Here is a 16,356-nt window from a genome sequence, read left to right on the forward strand (position 1 = left end):
TCTGCCTGACTGCGCTTTTCGAGTCCGGATCGCGGACGCGGATCTGCGTTGACAGCTCACGCGGGTACTCGGTGAAAGCGGGAGATCGCGACTTGTATGGTGAATCCACAGTCATGTGCGTCACAGTGCTCGTCACCATCGTGCGCACGTGTCACCCCTCGCGATCGGAGAAGTGAATGTCGGACGTCCTCTCGCGACGCGACCTGGATTTTCTGCTGTACGAATGGCTGGACGTGGCGGCACTGACTGCTCGACCTCGCTTCGCGGAGCACTCGAGGGAGACCTTCGACGCGGTACTCGACCTCAGTGCGGACATCGCCCGCAAGCATTTCGCTCCGCACAACAAGAAGGCGGACGCGCAGGAGCCGACGATGAATGCGGACGGTTCGGTCGAGCTGATACCGGAAGTCAAGGAAGCGCTCGATGTCTACGCGTCGGCGGGCCTGATCGCCGGGCAGTTCGACGAGTCGATCGGTGGCATGCAACTGCCCGCGACCGTCTCCCGGGCAGCGATGGCGTTCTTCCAGGCCGCCAACGCCGGGACCTCCTCGTACCCGTTTCTCACCATGGCCAACGCCAACCTGATCGCGACGTACGGCACACCCGATCAGGTGCGAGATTACGTCCGGCCCATGCTGGACGGGCGCTGGTTCGGAACCATGTGTCTGTCGGAACCGCAGGCCGGATCGTCACTGGCGGACATCACGACCAAGGCAGTACCGCAGGACGACGGAAGCTTTCGCATCACCGGTACCAAGATGTGGATTTCGGGTGGAGATCACGAACTCACCGAGAACATCGTTCACCTGGTGCTCGCCAAGACGCCGGGCGGACCGCCGGGGGTCAAGGGAATCTCCCTGTTCATCGTTCCCAAATTTCTTCCGAATGGCGACGGCGGTACGGGCGAGCGCAACGACATCGTGTTGACCGGCCTCAATCACAAGATGGGCAACCGCGGCACCACCAACACCCTGTTGGCCTTCGGCGACGGAACCCACTCTCCCGGTGAGCAACCCGGAGCAGTCGGCTTCCTCGTCGCCGAGGAGAACCGCGGATTGTCGTACATGTTCCACATGATGAACGAAGCCCGGATCGGCGTCGGATTCCTCGCGATCGCCCTCGGCTACGTCGGTTACCTGAAGTCGGTGGAGTATGCGAAGACCCGTACTCAGGGGCGACCACTCGGTGCCAAGGACCCGGCTGCACCTGCGGTCGCGCTGATCGAACACGCCGACATTCGTCGAATGTTGTTGGCGCAGAAGTCCTACGTCGAGGGAGCGCTGGCGCTCGGACTCTACTGTTCGCGTCTGGTCGATCATCAGGACTCGGCGTCCGACGATGCCGAAGCTGCGCGATCGACACTGCTGCTCGACGTACTGACGCCCATCGCCAAGAGTTGGCCGTCGCAGTGGTGCCTCGAAGCCAACAGTTTGGCCATTCAGGTGCACGGCGGTTACGGATACACCCGCGACTACGACGTCGAGCAGCACTACCGCGACAATCGCCTGAATCCCATTCACGAAGGCACACACGGTATTCAAGGTTTGGATCTGCTCGGGCGCAAGGTGATCATGCAGGGCGGCGCGGGATTGGCTCTGCTGGCCGAACACATCGCGGAGACGGTCGATCGGGCGCACGCAGCGGGCGGTGACGCTGCTCGGTACGCGGACGAACTGCACGCGCGCGTCGGCAGAATCGTCGAGGTCACTGCTGCGGTGTGGGGTACCGGCGATGCCGCTGTGGCGCTGGCGAACTCCACGGCCTACCTCGAGGCGATGGGGCACACGGTCATCGCCTGGATGTGGCTCGAGCAGTTGCTGGCCGTTGGCACGAAAGCCGGCGACTTCTACGACGGAAAGCGTTCTGCAGCAAAGTATTTCTACGTCTACGAGTTGCCGAAGGTGGACGTCCAGCTCGACCTGTTGGCGAGACTGGACCGCACGACCCTCGATATGTCACCCGCTTGGTTCTGAGTCGAGTACAAGGAGATTCATCAACATGTCGATCTTGGACAAATTTCGCCTGGACGGACGTGTCGTCATCGTCACCGGTGCATCCTCGGGACTGGGCGTGGCATTCGCCAAAGCAGCTGCCGAGGCAGGAGCGGATGTGGTGCTCGCCGCACGGCGAGTGGACAAGTTGGCGCAGACCGCCGAGTTGATCGACAGCGTCGGAGGGCGCTCGATCACGGTAGCCACCGACGTGGTCGACCCGGATCAGTGCACCGCGATGGTCGAGGCCGCGATGACGGAGTTCGGAAAGGTCGACATTCTGATCAACAACGCCGGAGTCGGCACGGCCTACCCCGCAACTCGTGAGACACCCGAGCAGTTCCGCTCGGTGATCGACATCAACTTGAACGGGTCGTACTGGGCAGCGCAGGCCTGTGGACGGGTGATGGCACCCGGCAGTTCGATCGTGAACATCTCCAGCATTCTTGGCCTGACCACCGCGGGCCTTCCGCAGGCGGCCTACAGCGCCAGCAAGGCCGCCATCATCGGCCTCACCCGCGATCTCGCACAGCAGTGGGGCGCACGAAAAGGCATCAGGGTCAACGCTATTGCGCCAGGGTTCTTCCAGAGCGAGATGACGGACTCGTACCAGCCGGGATACCTCGACTCGATGGCTCCGCGTATGATTCTCGGACGCAAGGGCGATCCCGAAGAACTGGCCGCAACCGCGATCTGGCTCGCCTCGGACGCCGGGGGATACGTGACGGGTCAGACAATCGCGGTCGACGGCGGGATCACGATCACCTGACGGCTATCCCTCGACGGCCGGCACGGCGATGCCCTCGCGGATCAGTCTGCGCGCAACTACCAGCGAGTCGTCGGTGTCGAGTCCGGGCAGCGCATCCAGGCGGCACGGAGCGCCCTTCATCAGGGACTCGATCGCGTCGGCGCACTGAGACGGCAGCGTGACCGTTTTGTTCCGAAGAACCATCGATACGCCGTCTCTCGTGTGCGCGATCCGCGCGAACATGCCGGGCCGAAGTCGGATCGAATCCTCGCCCCGCAACGCTCCCATCGCGGCGACGCTCGCCAGTGGGCGCACCGCTTCCGGTCGGACGAGGTCGTCGTGACGATCTGCGACGCGCTCGGCGAGTCGACGGACCGCGTCGGGGTCTCGGTCGATGTCGTCGAGCGCGGCGCGCATGGCGTCCACAACTCGGTGTATATGCGGAACGATGGACTCGGGGTCGGAGTGGTCGAGGCCGGCGGGGAGCGGAGCACGCAGACTCTCGACGTCGCCGAGCGACTTCAGCACGTGGTGGGCGAGGTCGTAGCCGTTGTACGACGCGACGCCGATGGTCAGGTGCACGGTGGTGTCGCCCAGCGCCTGGGCCGAATGGATCCACCCGCGTGGCAGGTAGAGCACATCGCCGGGCTCGAGGACGATGTCCAGTTCGGGAGTGTTCGATGCGTGGTCCTCGACGGCCGACCGTCGATCCGACCACGGTTGATTGTTGAGCGGATGCACGTGCACCGGCGAGTGGACGCTCCACCGCTTGGTACCCGCGATCTGCACGACGAACACATCGTGCACATCGTAGTGCGGTGAAAAGCCTTGGGACGCAGCCGGTGTGACGTAGGAATTCACCTGCACCGGATGGCCCAGCTCGCGAACGAGATCACCGACGAAATGAATCAGCGGGGGCCACAGTCGATGCAGGCCCTGAAGTACCAACGTATTTCCGGCCGCGAAGGCTGCCAGCACCGCTGCGGAGTCGACCTGGTCCGTCACCTCGGCACCGAACCCGCCGGACGCCGTGAACTGCGACTTGTCCAGCAGACGGCCGTCCTTGGCCATGCGCACGAACGGGGTACGGACTCCGCGTTCGGCTATCAGCTCGTCGACCGCGTCGAGCGTCATCAGATCGTCGAACGAGTCCGACAGATCAGCTGATCTGGTCAGCTTGGGAGCAACGCCCCAGAACCGATCTGCGAAGGTCCCGAGGTCGATACCGGTCAGACGACGGAGCGCGGACCGGTTTCCCGATCCGCGCTCGCCGCTCGGCTCAGTGCTCAAGCGGTACCGTCCGCACCGCCGTCGTGTCCGTTGGGGTTGGATCCACCGTCGGCGGGTCCTTCACCGGCTCCGGCGGGGCCGTCTGCTCCGCCGTCGTGTCCGTCGGGGTTGGATCCACCGTCGGCGGGTCCTTCACCGGCTCCGGCGGGGCCGTCTGCTCCGCCGTCATGACCACCGGGGTTCGATCCGCCGTCGGCGGGTCCTTCACCTGCGGCTCCGCCCGTGGTGGTGATGTCGTCGTCGTTGATGCTCATCGAAGTCCTTCCGGTCGTGGAGGTTCGTGTGCCCGCGCAGCGCGAGAACATCGGAGGTATTGACGCAAACTCTGTTTCTCAAACAGCGATGACGCCGTGAATCTCAGGCAGAATCGTCGGCGATCTCGGGCGCGTTCTCCCGCGTCGCCATCCCGCCTCCGCCGCCGCCGTCCACGGGGCCTGGTCGGCCGCCCTTCGGCGTGTCCGATGCCTTCTCGGACTCTGTAGGGTTCTCGTTGTCGGTGTTCTCGTCACGTCCCATGGTTCGACAGTAGACCGCCGCGCAGGCCGTGGGACCATGGAGCGATGGATCGATCCCGAGCGCAGCACGTGGTGCTGCTCGACGACGAAGGCCGTGCCGTCGGCACGCACGACAAGACCACCGTCCACACGCTGGACACGCCACTTCACCTGGCATTTTCCAGCTACGTGGTGAGATCGGACGGCGCTGTTCTTCTCACCCGCAGAGCGTCGAGCAAGACGACGTGGCCAGGGGTGCTGACCAACACGTGCTGTGGCCACCCGGCTCCCGGCGAGAAGCTCGACGACGCCGTGCTGCGCCGGATCGGTGAAGAACTCGGCCTGCGCGCGGAATCCGCCGAGTTGGTACTGCCGCACTTCCGATACCGGGCCGTCATGGACAACGGAATCGTGGAGAACGAGATATGTCCCGTGTACCGCGTGAGAGTCGACGAGCACGCGACACTCGATCCGGATCCGGCCGAGGTGGACGAGACACGATGGGTGTCGTGGCGTGAGTTCTCCGCAGGGGTGCTCGGCGGCACCATCGACGTATCACCCTGGTGCCGAACGCAGGTGGAGCAGTTGACCGCTCTGGCCGACGAGCCACTCGGCTGGCCGGCGTCGCCGGACGACCTGCTACCACCCGCCGCCCGGCCCGCCGATACCCGCTGATCTCGCCGGGCCTCTAGGGTTCTTACTGTGACTGTCGACGATTCCGGTAGGCCGAACGAGGACCTGCTCGATCGAGCTTCCGTCGCGCGCGAACTCGCCCGTTTCTCCCATCGCACCGCCGAATCCGACGGACTGCGCGCCGCTGCCGTCGCCGTTGCGGTCGGTGGACCGCCGGGGGACAGGCGCATGCTCCTGACGAGGCGGCCGGATCGGTTGCGCGCGCATCCGGGTCAGTACGCGTTGCCCGGCGGCGGTGTGGACCCGGGCGAATCCACGATGCAGGCCTGTCTGCGGGAACTGGCCGAGGAGTTGGGGATTCGAGCCGATGAGGCCGACGTACTCGGCAGGTTGGACGACTACGTCACTCGATCCGGGTACGTCATCACTCCGTTCGTGGTGTGGGTCGGCGACTACTCGTCCACGTTGCTACCCAGCGAGGACGAGGTGGCCGAGGTGTTCGAGGTGACGGTCGACGAACTCGACGTGGACGCCCAATTCGTGTCGATCCCCGAATCGACGCGCCCGGTCATTCGGTGGCCGTACCGAACCGGGGCCATCCACGCTCCGACCGGCGCGATCGTCCACCAGTTTCGTGAAGTGGTATTGCACGGTCGACACACCCGAGTCGCGGACTTCGAGCAGCCGGTGTTCGCGTGGCGCTAACGTGGCCGCAAGCCCCGGTGGGCAGACTGCGACGAGCAGGACGAGAAGGAGGTGATTGCCGATGACGAACAACCATGAGCTCGAGGTGTCGGATCGCATCGCGACCATTCCCAACCTGCTCAGCGCAATCCGGCTGTTGGGCGTTCCGCTGTTCCTCTATCTCATGCTTGGCCCCGAGGCCGACGGGTGGGCGTTGGTGATATTGCTCGTCAGCGGTGGAACCGATTGGCTCGACGGCAAATTGGCTCGCATGCTCGGCCAGGCATCGAAGCTCGGTGCCATTCTCGATCCACTGGTCGATCGGCTCTACGTCGTCAGCACTCTGGTGGCGTTCGTTCTGCGCGGCATCATCCCCTGGTGGGTTGCGGCGATCCTCATCGGGCGCGACGCCGTACTCGGATTGACGATGTTCGTCTACCGCCGCAGATCCCTCCCGCCTCCGGACGTCATCTACCTCGCAAGGCCGCCACGTTCGTGGTGATGATCGCGTTGCCGGTCCTGCTCGTATCGGCCGGCAGCAATTCGGTGGCCGACGCCGCAGGACCGCTCGGATACGCGTTGCTGATCTGGGGCACGGCGTTGTACACCTGGACCGGTCTGCTGTACCTCGCAAAGCGATCGCTGTCGCCAGGGCAGTCGATCCGACAGTGGCCGGCACCTGACTGTGGAGCCTGCGGAACGACCGGAGAGAGCCGAACGACCGGGAACACAGGTCAGAAGGAATCCCGTCCCGTCGCTGCTGACGTCGTTGCTCACCGACCATCTGGACCCGGGATACGGCGCAGCGGCCGCCGAACGTAGCGCGCTCCACACCCGAAAGCCGCGGGTGCCTGCGGCGCTCTGGTTGTTGGGCGGGGCCGTCGTCGTCGGGGTGATCTTCGGTATCGCGTTCTCGCAACTGGCGTCCGATGTGGACCGTGCGGGCTCCGATGCGTCGGCTGCGGTCCGAGCCGCACAGGATCGCAGCGTTGATTTGGAAGCGACACAGCAGGCACTGGCCGAACAGGTGTCCTCGGAGCGCGACAGAGCCCTTCAGTCCGATGTCTCGGGCAGTGCGCTGCTGGAGCGATTGCGCGCAGTCGAATCTGCTGCGGGCATCGATTCGGTGTCCGGGCCCGGGCTTTCGGTCGTCGTCACCGAACCGGTGGCCGAGGACGACACGTCGGATAGGTCGGTTCGCCGGGGTTCGGGCGCAGCCGTGCTCGATCGGGACATCGCTGCGATCGTCAATTCGTTGTGGGCGAGCGGTGCGGAGGCGGTGTCGGTGGACGGTATTCGAGTCGGCCCGAACGTGACCATCCGGCAGGCAGGCGGGGCGATGCTGCTGGACAATCGCCCGATCGACTCGCCCTACGAGATCGACGCGATCGGGCCGCCGCAGCGCATTCAGGTCCAGTTCGTCGTCAGCGACGCCTATCTGCGGATGAGCACGGTGGCGCAGTTGTACGGCGTCGGATTCACGGTGCGTCCGGCTACGAATCTCGAGTTCGGACCCGCCGCTGTGAGAGAGTCGTTCGAGGCAGAGGAGGCAGGCCCACGATGACGGAGCACGATCACCGAGTGCCCTACCGGCCGAGTCCGAGGTGCAGGCGTCGACAGACGCGCCGATCACCCCAACCCACGGCGTCTACGCTCTCGCCGCGATCGCCGCGCTGATCATTGGGGTCGTCATCGGGACGGTTGCGGGTCCTCAGGTTCCCGCAGTGGTTGCTCCTTATCTGCCGATCGCCGTCGTGGCGGCGATCGACGCGGTGTTCGGCGGTGTACGGGCTTTTCTCGACGGGATCTTCGACGCCAAGGTGTTCGTCATCTCGTTCGTCTTCAACGTTCTGGTCGCGGCCTTGATCGTGTGGCTCGGCGACCAGCTCGGGGTGGGGACCCAGCTGTCCACGGCCATCGTCGTCGTCCTCGGAATTCGCATCTTCGGCAACGCGGCGGCGCTGCGCAGACGTCTGTTCGGTGCCTAGGAAATGACGGCAAGCGGCGGACGGCACGGATGGCGCGCGCGACGTCCCGATGCGCAGGGGCGAAGGCGCGGAGCGGCATTCGGCGTTCTCGCGCTCACACTGCTGTGCTTCCTGGGAATCGGCCTGGCCACGCAGGTACGAGAGACGAGCACCACCGATGGCCTGGAGAACTCCCGGCCCGAGGACCTACTGGTCGTGCTGGACACCCTGACCCGACGCGAGGCGTCGATCCGGGACGAGATCGGCACCTTGCAGGCCACTCTGGCGACGCTGCGCCAGTCCGGTTCGGGATCGGAGGCGGCAGTGGCGGAAGCGCAGGAACGATTGTCCGCGTTGTCGATTCAAGTGGGCACCGTCGCGGCCCAGGGGCCGGGCGTGACACTGGTGATCGAGGACCCGAACTCGGGCGTTGGATCGGAGGTGCTGCTCGACGCCATGCAGGAGTTGCGCGCCGCCGGTGCCGAAGCACTCCAGCTCGAAGGCGGCGGAAACGCCGTTCGCATCGGCGTCGATTCGTGGATCGCCGGTTCCGCGGGTCGGGTGGTGGTCGACGGGCGAGAACTACGAGCCCCGTACACCTTCACTGCCATCGGAGACCCGCCGACGCTCGCGTCGGCATTGAACATTCCCGGCGGGGTCGTGGACACGGTCACTCGCAACGGCGCTACGTCGAACATCGCGCAGTCGGACCAGGTCACGGTGTCCGCCTTGCGAGACCCGCGCCCGCGTCAATACGCTCAGCCCGGTAACTGACCGCCTGATCGCCCCGGGCCACGATCGAAGGGAATGCCGCGTTGAGCGACATCGACACACCAGCTGATCTGTACTACACCCCCGAGCACGAGTGGGTGCAGCGCACGGGGCCTGCAACGGTGCGCATCGGTATCACCGATTTCGCGCAGGCGCAGTTGGGCGACGTGGTGTTCGTTCAGCTTCCCTCGATCGGCGACACCGTCACCGCGGGCGAGTCTCTCGGCGAGGTCGAATCCACCAAGAGTGTCTCCGACGTGTTCAGCCCGCTGACCGCGAAAGTGGTTGCCGTGAACCAGGATCTGGACGGCGAACCGGAGAAGGTGAACTCGGGACCCTACACCGGAGGCTGGCTGATCGACCTCGAGGTTTCGACACCGGAGGAGTTGGACGCGGCACTGGCACAGATGCTCGATGCCGCCGGATATGCTCTCATCACGGCCGAGTGATCGGCCGGCTGTCGACACCGGCCAACAGGCCACACGGCCCCCGCTGCGCAGGTACGGTCGACACCGAGCGAATACCCTGTCGGGGCTAAGGTCCAGCAAGCTGTACGACGCTACGCAACACCGAACGCCAAGCAACACCTGATGTGAAGACCATGTACTGCGTTACCCGCGGCGTTCTCTGCCCCGGGTGAACGGACTGAGAAGGAGTAACGGTGAGCCAGAACGACAACGACAGCAACTACGGGGAGTCACCGGCAGAGACCACCTCGGTCTTCCGTGCAGATTTCCTGCAGGAGCTGGACAACTCCGCGGCCGCCCAGAGCACCGAAGCTCCGGTATCGGGTGTCGAGGGGTTGCCTGTCGGTGCCGCGCTGCTCGTCGTCAAGCGAGGACCCAACGCCGGATCAAGGTTCCTGCTCGACCAGCCGACCACCTCGGCCGGTCGGCACCCCGACAGTGACATCTTCCTCGACGATGTCACCGTCAGCCGTCGGCACGCCGAGTTCCGGCAGGACGAGGACGACTTCCAGGTCGTCGACGTCGGCAGTCTCAACGGCACGTACGTCAACCGGGAGCCGGTCGACTCCGCTGTATTGGCCAACGGCGACGAGGTCCAGATCGGCAAGTTCCGGCTGGTGTTCCTCACCGGACCGCGCGGCGGCAACGGATCTCAGGTCGGCGACACGTCTGCGGGTGCAGGAAGCCAGTGACCGCCGTCGGGCAGCAGTCCAACGGGGGGGATGTCGATTGGCTCCGTCCTCGATCGACTTCGGCCCGACTTTCCTGATGTCACCATCTCGAAGATCAGATTTCTCGAAGCCGAGGGGCTGATCTCGCCGGAGCGCACACCGTCGGGGTACCGACGGTTCTCCATCGCGGATTGCGAGCGTCTGCGCTTCGTGCTGACCGCGCAGCGCGATCAGTATCTGCCGCTCAAGGTGATCAAGGAGCAGCTCGAAGCCATCGACCACGGGGTCGCCACCGTGGAACGGGCCGATGCGTCGGTCAAGCGTCCGCGGTCGCTCACGGTTGCCGCGGGTGAGGTCTCTCCCGAGGAGTTCCTGCCCGATCGCGAGGTTCGTATAGCCAAGGCAGATCTACTCGCTCAGGCGGGCATCGACGATGCGTTCCTGACCGAGCTGTTGCGAGCCGGTTTGATTACTCCCGGGCAGGCCGGGTTCTACGACGACGGAGCCGTGACGCTCGCCCGAACGGCGCATGCGATGTTGCAGTTCGGTCTCGAAGTGCGCCACCTTCGCGCCTTCAAGCTCGCGGCGGACCGCGAAGCCGGCCTGGTTGCGCAGATTGCCGGACCCGTGGCCAAGGGCCGAGACGCCGGTGCGCGCGATCGCGCAGAAGAAATGATTCGCGAGTTGGCCGCACTGTCCTTGACCTTGCACACCTGCCTGGTCAAAGCGGCGGTGCGAGGTGCACTCGATCGGTGACGTTCGCTCGCGTCGTTTCGAATTCCAATAGACTCGGCAGCGACGAGCTGAGCCCGTTTTCAGTGCAGCCCGGATTTCTCGAGGTGAGAGGCAGACACGATGAGTGAGATGCGTGTGGTCGGTATTCGTGTCGAACAGCCGCAGAACCAGCCCGTGTTGCTGTTGCGCGAGGCCGACGGCGATCGGTACCTCCCGATCTGGATCGGTCAAACCGAGGCTGCTGCAATTGCTTTGGAGCAGCAGGGTGTGCAACCCGCCCGGCCGCTCACTCACGATCTCGTCAAGAATTTGATCTCGGCTCTCGGGCACCAGCTCAAAGAGGTGCGCATCGTGGATCTGCAGGAGGGCACCTTCTACGCCGATCTGGTGTTCGACAAGGACATCAGAGTCTCCGCTCGGCCGTCGGATTCCGTTGCCATCGCACTTCGGGCCGGGGTGCCGATCTTCGCCGAGGAGCCCGTGCTCGCCGAAGCCGGGTTGATCATGCCCGACGAGCGCGAGGACGAGGTCGAGAAGTTCAAGGAGTTCCTCGAATCGGTGTCTCCGGACGACTTCAAAGCCACCGACGGGTAACAGAAGAGTCTCAACCTCAACTTTAGGTTCAGGTTTACGGCGCGTTGCGTTGAATCTGCACGATCGTCCCCATAACGTTCGTGCCAGTGAAGTTCATCGCCGCTGCCGGTCCGATCCGGTGCAGTTCACGCCTCGTCGACAGCTACCGAGGCGTACTCTGGCCTGGTACACGGTATGACTTCACGCGAGTACACCGAGGCATTTCCAGTGTCTCGGACGGATCGCAGTACTGACTCGATCCGAACGCAGTGAGACATCCGAGAGGGAGCAGTCAGTGGGAGATCAGCCGCAGCAGCATCACGGCAGTCGAGAGTCCGAAGCCGCAGGCCGGACCGAGGACACGCCCGTCGGTGCCGATGCTCGGGTCGACACCCCCGACCAGGCGTCGAGCGCCCGAATCGAAGCGCCCCAGGACATCCAACCGGGATTGTTCCCCGACGACTCCGTGCCCGACGAACTCGTCGGCTACCGCGTGCCGAGTGCCTGCCAGATCGCCGGCATCACCTACCGCCAGCTCGATTACTGGGCCCGCACCGGGCTTGTCGTCCCGTCCATCCGCGGCGCAGCGGGATCGGGAAGCCAGCGGCTGTACTCGTTCAAGGACATGCTCGTCCTCAAGATCGTCAAGCGGCTGCTCGATACCGGTATCTCACTGCAGAACATCCGCGTCGCCGTCGATCACCTACGTCAGCGCGGCGTGGGCGATCTCGCCAACATCACGCTGTTCTCCGACGGCACCACCGTCTACGAGTGCACGTCGGCCGAAGAAGTGGTCGACCTTCTCCAAGGCGGGCAGGGCGTGTTCGGTATCGCCGTGAACGGCGCGATGCGCGAGCTCACCGGCACCATCGCCGACTTCCCGGCCGAACGTGCCGACGGCGGTGAAAGCCAGCCGAGCCCCGAGGACGAGCTGGCCTCGCGCCGCAAGAATCGCGCGAGCCGCAAGACCGGCTAGACTTTCCTCGTCGCGCCCGCGCGGGAGAGTTCCGAGGCATCCAGTCTCGGACGCCGAAGGAGCAACACCTCCCCGTCAATCTCTCAGGCACACGGACCGTGTGGGCTTCGACAACTCTGGAAAGTGGTGGGAGCACCCACCCGCCCAAGGGGAAAGGTGCCGGCGCGCTTCTTCGGCGCGCCGTGTCCGACCGAATCTCTCAGGCGCACGCGTCAGCGGGCACACGACAGAGGGGGAGGAGCGGCCGGAGCGTTTGCCTCGGTCGTCCGACGCCTCGTCTTTCCGGCACCTGGGAGCACATCGTGACCGACCGAACCGCCTCGTCCGCACACACTTTCGTCGATCGCCACATCGGCCCCGACGCCACCGAGTTGGTCCGCATCCTCGACATGATCGGCGTCGACAGTCTCGACGAGCTGGCCCGCAAAGCCGTTCCGTCCTCCATCCTCGACACCGTGGTCGACGGCGTTCCCGACGGCTTGGCGACGCTGCCGCCTGCCCTGAGCGAGCACGAGGTGCTCGCCGCACTGGCCGATCTCGCCGGGCAGAACACCGTGGCGACGTCGATGATCGGCCTCGGGTACTACGACACGCTGACCCCGCCGGTGCTGACCCGGGGAATTCTGGAGAACCCAGCCTGGTACACCGCCTACACGCCGTATCAGCCCGAAATCAGCCAGGGGCGACTCGAAGCGTTGCTGAACTTCCAGACCATGGTCGCCGACCTCACCGGCATGGACGTGGCGAATGCGTCGATGCTCGACGAGTCGACGGCGGCAGCCGAGTCCATGACCTTGATGCGGCGTGCCAACAGGGCTTCGAAGTCGCCTCGGTTGCTGGTCGATTCCGACATCTTCCCGCAGACCGAGGCCGTACTGGCCACTCGCGCCGAGCCGTTGGGGATCGAACTGGTCTACGCCGATCTGACCGACGGCCTTCCCGACGGAGAATTCTTCGGTGTGCTGGTACAGCTGCCGGGAGCGTCGGGCCGTCTGGTCGATCACACGGCCATCATCGAGGCCGCGCACGAGCGTGGCGCGTTGGTTGCCGTGGGAGTGGACCTGCTCGCTGCCACCGTGGTGACTCCGCCCGGTGAGATCGGCGCGGATGTCTGCTTCGGAACCACCCAGCGGTTCGGTGTTCCGATGGGCTACGGCGGACCGCACGCCGGATACCTCGCAGTGAGGTCCGGTCATTCCCGTCAACTACCCGGCCGACTGGTCGGGGTCTCGCTCGACGCGGACGGCCACCGCGCCTACCGACTGGCGCTGCAGACCCGCGAGCAGCACATCCGCCGCGAGAAGGCGACCTCCAACATCTGTACAGCTCAGGTCCTGCTGGCCATCGTCGCCGCGATGTACGCCAGCTACCACGGCGCAGACGGATTGCGGGCCATAGCAACTCGGGTGAATGCGCATGCTCGAACCGTGGCGGCAGGTCTGCGGGAGGCAGGCATCGACGTGGTGCACACGGAATTCTTCGACACCGTCCTCGCGGCGATCCCGGGCAAGGCTCAGGAAGTCGTCGACCATGCCAAGCAGCGCGGCATCAATCTGCGGCTGGTCGATGCCGATCACGTGGCCGTCGCGTGCGACGAGGCGACGACGCCCGAGCACATCGCGAACGCGCTCGCCGCGTTCGGCGCAGAAACGGCCGGTTCCGGGGCCGAGTCGTTGCCGGCGAACATGGCTCGCACCTCGGAGTACCTCACGCACCCGGCATTCACCCGGTACCGCACCGAGACGGCAATGCTGCGCTACCTGCGGGCGTTGTCCGACAAGGACATTGCGCTCGACCGCAGCATGATTCCTCTGGGTTCGTGCACGATGAAGCTGAATGCAACCGCGGAGATGGAGTCCATCACCTGGCCGCAGTTCGCCCGTCAGCACCCCTTCGCGCCGTCCTCGGATGTCTCCGGTCTGTTGCGGGTGATCGCCGACCTGGAACGGTGGCTGGTCGACATCACCGGCTACGACGCGGTCAGCCTGCAGCCGAACGCGGGAAGCCAGGGCGAGTACGCGGGACTGCTCGCCATTCGTCGCTACCACCTCGGCAACGGCGATGCCGAACGCACCGTCTGCCTGATCCCGTCGAGTGCCCACGGCACCAACGCAGCCTCGGCGGTGATGGTGGGCATGCGCGTTGTCGTCGTGGCCTGCCGTCCCAACGGTGACGTCGACGTCGACGACCTGCGCGGCAAGATCGCCGAGCACGCCGACACCCTCGCCGCGATCATGATCACCTATCCCTCGACCCACGGCGTCTACGAGCACGAGATCTCCGAGATCTGTGCAGCGGTCCACGACGCAGGTGGTCAGGTGTACGTCGACGGTGCCAACCTCAACGCTCTCGTCGGTCTGGCGCGCCCCGGCCGATTCGGCGGCGACGTCAGCCACCTGAACCTGCACAAGACTTTTTGCATCCCGCACGGCGGCGGCGGGCCCGGTGTCGGACCCATCGGTGTGCGGTCGCATCTGCAGCCGTACCTGCCGGGTCACCCACTGGCCCCGCAGCTCGGTTCGGGACCGACGGTGTCCGGTGCCCCTTACGGCAGCGCCTCGATCCTGACGATCACGTGGGCCTACATCGCGATGATGGGTGCGACGGGACTCCGGCAGGCGACGTTGACTGCGATCGCGTCGGCCAACTACATCGCCCGCCGCCTCGACGAGTACTTCCCGGTTCTGTACACCGGCGACAACGGCATGGTTGCCCACGAGTGCATTCTCGATCTGCGAGGTTTGACCAAGGACACCGGAGTCACCGTCGACGACGTTGCGAAACGGTTGGCGGATTACGGCTTCCACGCTCCCACGATGAGCTTCCCGGTGCCCGGAACTCTGATGGTCGAGCCCACCGAGAGCGAGAACCTCGAGGAGATCGACGCGTTCTGCGATGCGATGATCGCCATCAGGGGAGAGATCGATCGCGTCGGATCGGGCGAATGGACTGTCGAGGACAACCCACTTCGAGGGGCACCGCACACCGCTCGGAGTCTGGCGGCCGAGTGGGATCACCCGTATTCACGGGAGCTCGCTGCCTACCCGGCGGGCTACGACCGTCCGAAGGTCTGGCCCGCGGTGCGCCGCATCGACGGTGCCCACGGTGACCGCAATCTGGTGTGCTCGTGCCCACCGATAGAGGCGTTCGCCTGAGCCGAGAACAGAGCCCGCCACGTCGCCGTGGCGGGCTCTGATCTGTTCGAGTCGGAGGATTCAGCCTCGCGTGAGCTCGAGCATCGCGATCTCGGGCGGAGCAGCGACCCGGACCGGTGGACCCCACGCGCCCGCACCCCTGGTGGTGTACAACGTGGTGTTGTCGATCGTGTCCAGGCCTTCGACACTCGGCTGCTGGAGCGGCACCAGGTACCGGATCGGCCATATCTGGCCCCCGTGCGTATGCCCGGAGACCTGCATGTCGACTCCGAAGTCCGATGCCTCCACCGCCTGCAACGGCTGGTGGGCCATGAGCAGCACGAAGCGGTCGGGATCGATCCCCTCCAAAGCTGCACCGAGATCGGGTTCGTACGGTGCGGGGGCAGTGGCGTCGTTGATACCGGCGAGATCGATCGCGGCGTCGCCCCGGGTGAGGGTCGTGCGCGCGTTGCGTAGGACGTCGATTCCGAGCGTCGACCACAGATCGAGCCATTCACCGCCGTCTCCCGCATAGAACTCGTGGTTGCCGCTGACGGCGAACACACCGAGCGGGGCGGCGAGGTCGCGGAGCGGTGCGAGGTCGGCACCGACCAACGGAACCGTCCCGTCGATGAGATCGCCGTCGAGCAGGACGACATCGGGATTCTGGGCGTTGATCGAATCGACGACCTTGCGCACGAAATCCGCGCCGCGGGATGGACCGGCGTGCAGATCGGACACCAACGCCACTCGGACGCCGTCGAATTCGGCCGGCAGCCTGTCGAGCGCGACGTCGGTGTTCGTCACCCGCGGAGTTGCCGCCTCGACGAGTCCGTACCCCACTGCGACCACGCTGACGAGTGCCACCGCAGCTGAGCCGATCCTCGACACACGCAGTCGAGCCGAGGACGAATCGCGACGCCTCGCCGCGAAAACCACTCTCATGACGGTGCAGACCACGGCCACCAGCACCGTTCCCAAGAACAGGTACAGCACCACGGCGAGCCAACTGAGCCCGACGAAGGCGGGTCCTCGTGCCCAGGACGGATCGAATTCGACACCGCTGCCGAAGCCGATCACCGCGCCCAGCCACAGGAGCGCCAGCACAGCATCGGCAGCCCGTTTGGGACGTGTCGGCATCCTGGTGACGGAGAGAAACCGCCAGTGCAGGAACAGGGTGACGAGGAGCAAGAAGACGCCCACAAAAATTACACGAGACATG

The 16,356-nt window shown here is 65.3% G+C and carries 17 protein-coding genes, 1 pseudogene and 1 riboswitch; of the genes and pseudogenes, 14 read left to right on the plus strand and 4 right to left on the minus strand.

All coding sequences use genetic code 11. From position 1 onward, the window contains the following. Positions 1 to 176 precede the first annotated feature (176 nt). Positions 177 to 1,973 (plus strand): acyl-CoA dehydrogenase, encoded by a 1,797-nt coding sequence (locus RHBS_RS00630; RefSeq protein ID WP_128644557.1) that lies wholly within the window; start codon positions 177 to 179, stop codon positions 1,971 to 1,973. Positions 1,974 to 1,998: 25 nt separating this feature from the next. Then, a complete protein-coding gene (locus tag RHBS_RS00635) occupies positions 1,999 to 2,760 on the plus strand; it encodes an SDR family NAD(P)-dependent oxidoreductase (protein ID WP_094614219.1) in 762 nt (253 codons plus the stop codon). Positions 2,761 to 2,763: 3 nt separating this feature from the next. Here RHBS_RS00635 and RHBS_RS00640 read toward each other — a convergent pair whose 3' ends face one another. From RHBS_RS00640 to RHBS_RS28620, 3 genes are all read right to left on the minus strand, one after another. Further along, positions 2,764 to 4,029: a cupin domain-containing protein gene (locus RHBS_RS00640; RefSeq protein ID WP_128644558.1), complete on the minus strand. Its 1,266-nt coding sequence runs from the start codon at positions 4,027 to 4,029 to the stop codon at positions 2,764 to 2,766. Further along, positions 4,026 to 4,283, minus strand: coding sequence for a hypothetical protein (locus RHBS_RS00645; protein ID WP_032398144.1), 258 nt, complete (start codon positions 4,281 to 4,283; stop codon positions 4,026 to 4,028). Before RHBS_RS00645 ends, RHBS_RS00640 begins: the two co-directional genes overlap by 4 nt. Positions 4,284 to 4,386: 103 nt before the next feature. Continuing rightward, positions 4,387 to 4,545 carry a hypothetical protein gene (locus RHBS_RS28620; RefSeq protein ID WP_179275515.1) on the minus strand — a complete coding sequence of 53 codons (159 nt, stop codon included), beginning with the start codon at positions 4,543 to 4,545 and terminating at the stop codon, positions 4,387 to 4,389. A gap of 44 nt (positions 4,546 to 4,589) precedes the next feature. On the opposite strand from RHBS_RS28620, the gene idi reads away from it, so the two are divergent. From idi to gcvP, 12 genes and pseudogenes are all read left to right on the plus strand, one after another. Beyond that, entirely contained in the window at positions 4,590 to 5,198 is a 609-nt protein-coding gene (gene idi, locus RHBS_RS00650; RefSeq protein ID WP_128644559.1) for an isopentenyl-diphosphate Delta-isomerase, read from the plus strand. 27 nt (positions 5,199 to 5,225) lie between these two features. Continuing rightward, positions 5,226 to 5,861 carry an NUDIX domain-containing protein gene (locus RHBS_RS00655; protein ID WP_187298304.1) on the plus strand — a complete coding sequence of 212 codons (636 nt, stop codon included), beginning with the start codon at positions 5,226 to 5,228 and terminating at the stop codon, positions 5,859 to 5,861. Positions 5,862 to 5,922: 61 nt separating this feature from the next. Next, positions 5,923 to 6,523 (plus strand): annotated as a pseudogene (locus tag RHBS_RS29560) (CDP-alcohol phosphatidyltransferase family protein). An 86-nt stretch (positions 6,524 to 6,609) separates the two neighbouring features. Next, entirely contained in the window at positions 6,610 to 7,404 is a 795-nt protein-coding gene (locus tag RHBS_RS00665; protein ID WP_236745319.1) for a DUF881 domain-containing protein, read from the plus strand. Between the two features lie 64 nt (positions 7,405 to 7,468). Beyond that, positions 7,469 to 7,828: a small basic family protein gene (locus RHBS_RS00670; RefSeq protein ID WP_128644574.1), complete on the plus strand. Its 360-nt coding sequence runs from the start codon at positions 7,469 to 7,471 to the stop codon at positions 7,826 to 7,828. A 3-nt stretch (positions 7,829 to 7,831) separates the two neighbouring features. Next, entirely contained in the window at positions 7,832 to 8,581 is a 750-nt protein-coding gene (locus tag RHBS_RS00675; RefSeq protein ID WP_128644560.1) for a DUF881 domain-containing protein, read from the plus strand. Between the two features lie 41 nt (positions 8,582 to 8,622). After that, positions 8,623 to 9,027 (plus strand): glycine cleavage system protein GcvH, encoded by a 405-nt coding sequence (gene gcvH, locus RHBS_RS00680; protein ID WP_094614226.1) that lies wholly within the window; start codon positions 8,623 to 8,625, stop codon positions 9,025 to 9,027. 212 nt (positions 9,028 to 9,239) lie between these two features. Continuing rightward, entirely contained in the window at positions 9,240 to 9,737 is a 498-nt protein-coding gene (locus RHBS_RS00685; protein ID WP_057479400.1) for an FHA domain-containing protein, read from the plus strand. Positions 9,738 to 9,767: 30 nt separating this feature from the next. Continuing rightward, positions 9,768 to 10,472, plus strand: coding sequence for a MerR family transcriptional regulator (locus RHBS_RS00690; protein WP_128644561.1), 705 nt, complete (start codon positions 9,768 to 9,770; stop codon positions 10,470 to 10,472). 99 nt (positions 10,473 to 10,571) lie between these two features. Continuing rightward, positions 10,572 to 11,045 carry a bifunctional nuclease family protein gene (locus tag RHBS_RS00695; RefSeq protein ID WP_037189246.1) on the plus strand — a complete coding sequence of 158 codons (474 nt, stop codon included), beginning with the start codon at positions 10,572 to 10,574 and terminating at the stop codon, positions 11,043 to 11,045. 397 nt (positions 11,046 to 11,442) lie between these two features. After that, the gene (locus tag RHBS_RS00700; protein ID WP_052047548.1) at positions 11,443 to 12,000 is read left to right on the plus strand and encodes a MerR family transcriptional regulator; all 558 of its coding nucleotides are present in this window, start codon (positions 11,443 to 11,445) and stop codon (positions 11,998 to 12,000) included. Positions 12,001 to 12,011: 11 nt separating this feature from the next. Then, positions 12,012 to 12,109, plus strand: a riboswitch (glycine riboswitch). Positions 12,110 to 12,302: 193 nt separating this feature from the next. Continuing rightward, a complete protein-coding gene (gene gcvP / locus RHBS_RS00705; RefSeq protein ID WP_128644562.1) occupies positions 12,303 to 15,155 on the plus strand; it encodes an aminomethyl-transferring glycine dehydrogenase in 2,853 nt (950 codons plus the stop codon). A gap of 60 nt (positions 15,156 to 15,215) precedes the next feature. Here the strand turns inward: gcvP and RHBS_RS00710 are convergent, their stop codons facing one another. After that, entirely contained in the window at positions 15,216 to 16,355 is a 1,140-nt protein-coding gene (locus RHBS_RS00710; RefSeq protein WP_128644563.1) for a metallophosphoesterase, read from the minus strand. Between the last annotated feature and the right edge of the window lies 1 nt (position 16,356).

This window comes from Rhodococcus sp. BS-15, from assembly GCF_000813105.1.
Classification (GTDB): Bacteria; Actinomycetota; Actinomycetes; order Mycobacteriales; family Mycobacteriaceae; genus Rhodococcoides.

Bases quoted from the DNA above. Each gene is read 5' to 3' on its own strand.
- RHBS_RS00630 (WP_128644557.1), top strand. From the start codon at position 177: ATGTCGGACGTCCTCTCGCGACGCGACCTGGATTTTCTGCTGTACGAA.
- RHBS_RS00635 (WP_094614219.1), top strand. From the start codon at position 1,999: ATGTCGATCTTGGACAAATTTCGCCTGGACGGACGTGTCGTCATCGTC.
- RHBS_RS00645 (WP_032398144.1), bottom strand. From the start codon at position 4,283: ATGAGCATCAACGACGACGACATCACCACCACGGGCGGAGCCGCAGGT.
- RHBS_RS28620 (WP_179275515.1), bottom strand. From the start codon at position 4,545: ATGGGACGTGACGAGAACACCGACAACGAGAACCCTACAGAGTCCGAG.
- idi (WP_128644559.1), top strand. From the start codon at position 4,590: ATGGATCGATCCCGAGCGCAGCACGTGGTGCTGCTCGACGACGAAGGC.
- RHBS_RS00675 (WP_128644560.1), top strand. From the start codon at position 7,832: ATGACGGCAAGCGGCGGACGGCACGGATGGCGCGCGCGACGTCCCGAT.
- RHBS_RS00690 (WP_128644561.1), top strand. From the start codon at position 9,768: ATGTCGATTGGCTCCGTCCTCGATCGACTTCGGCCCGACTTTCCTGAT.
- RHBS_RS00695 (WP_037189246.1), top strand. From the start codon at position 10,572: ATGAGTGAGATGCGTGTGGTCGGTATTCGTGTCGAACAGCCGCAGAAC.
- RHBS_RS00710 (WP_128644563.1), bottom strand. From the start codon at position 16,355: ATGTCTCGTGTAATTTTTGTGGGCGTCTTCTTGCTCCTCGTCACCCTG.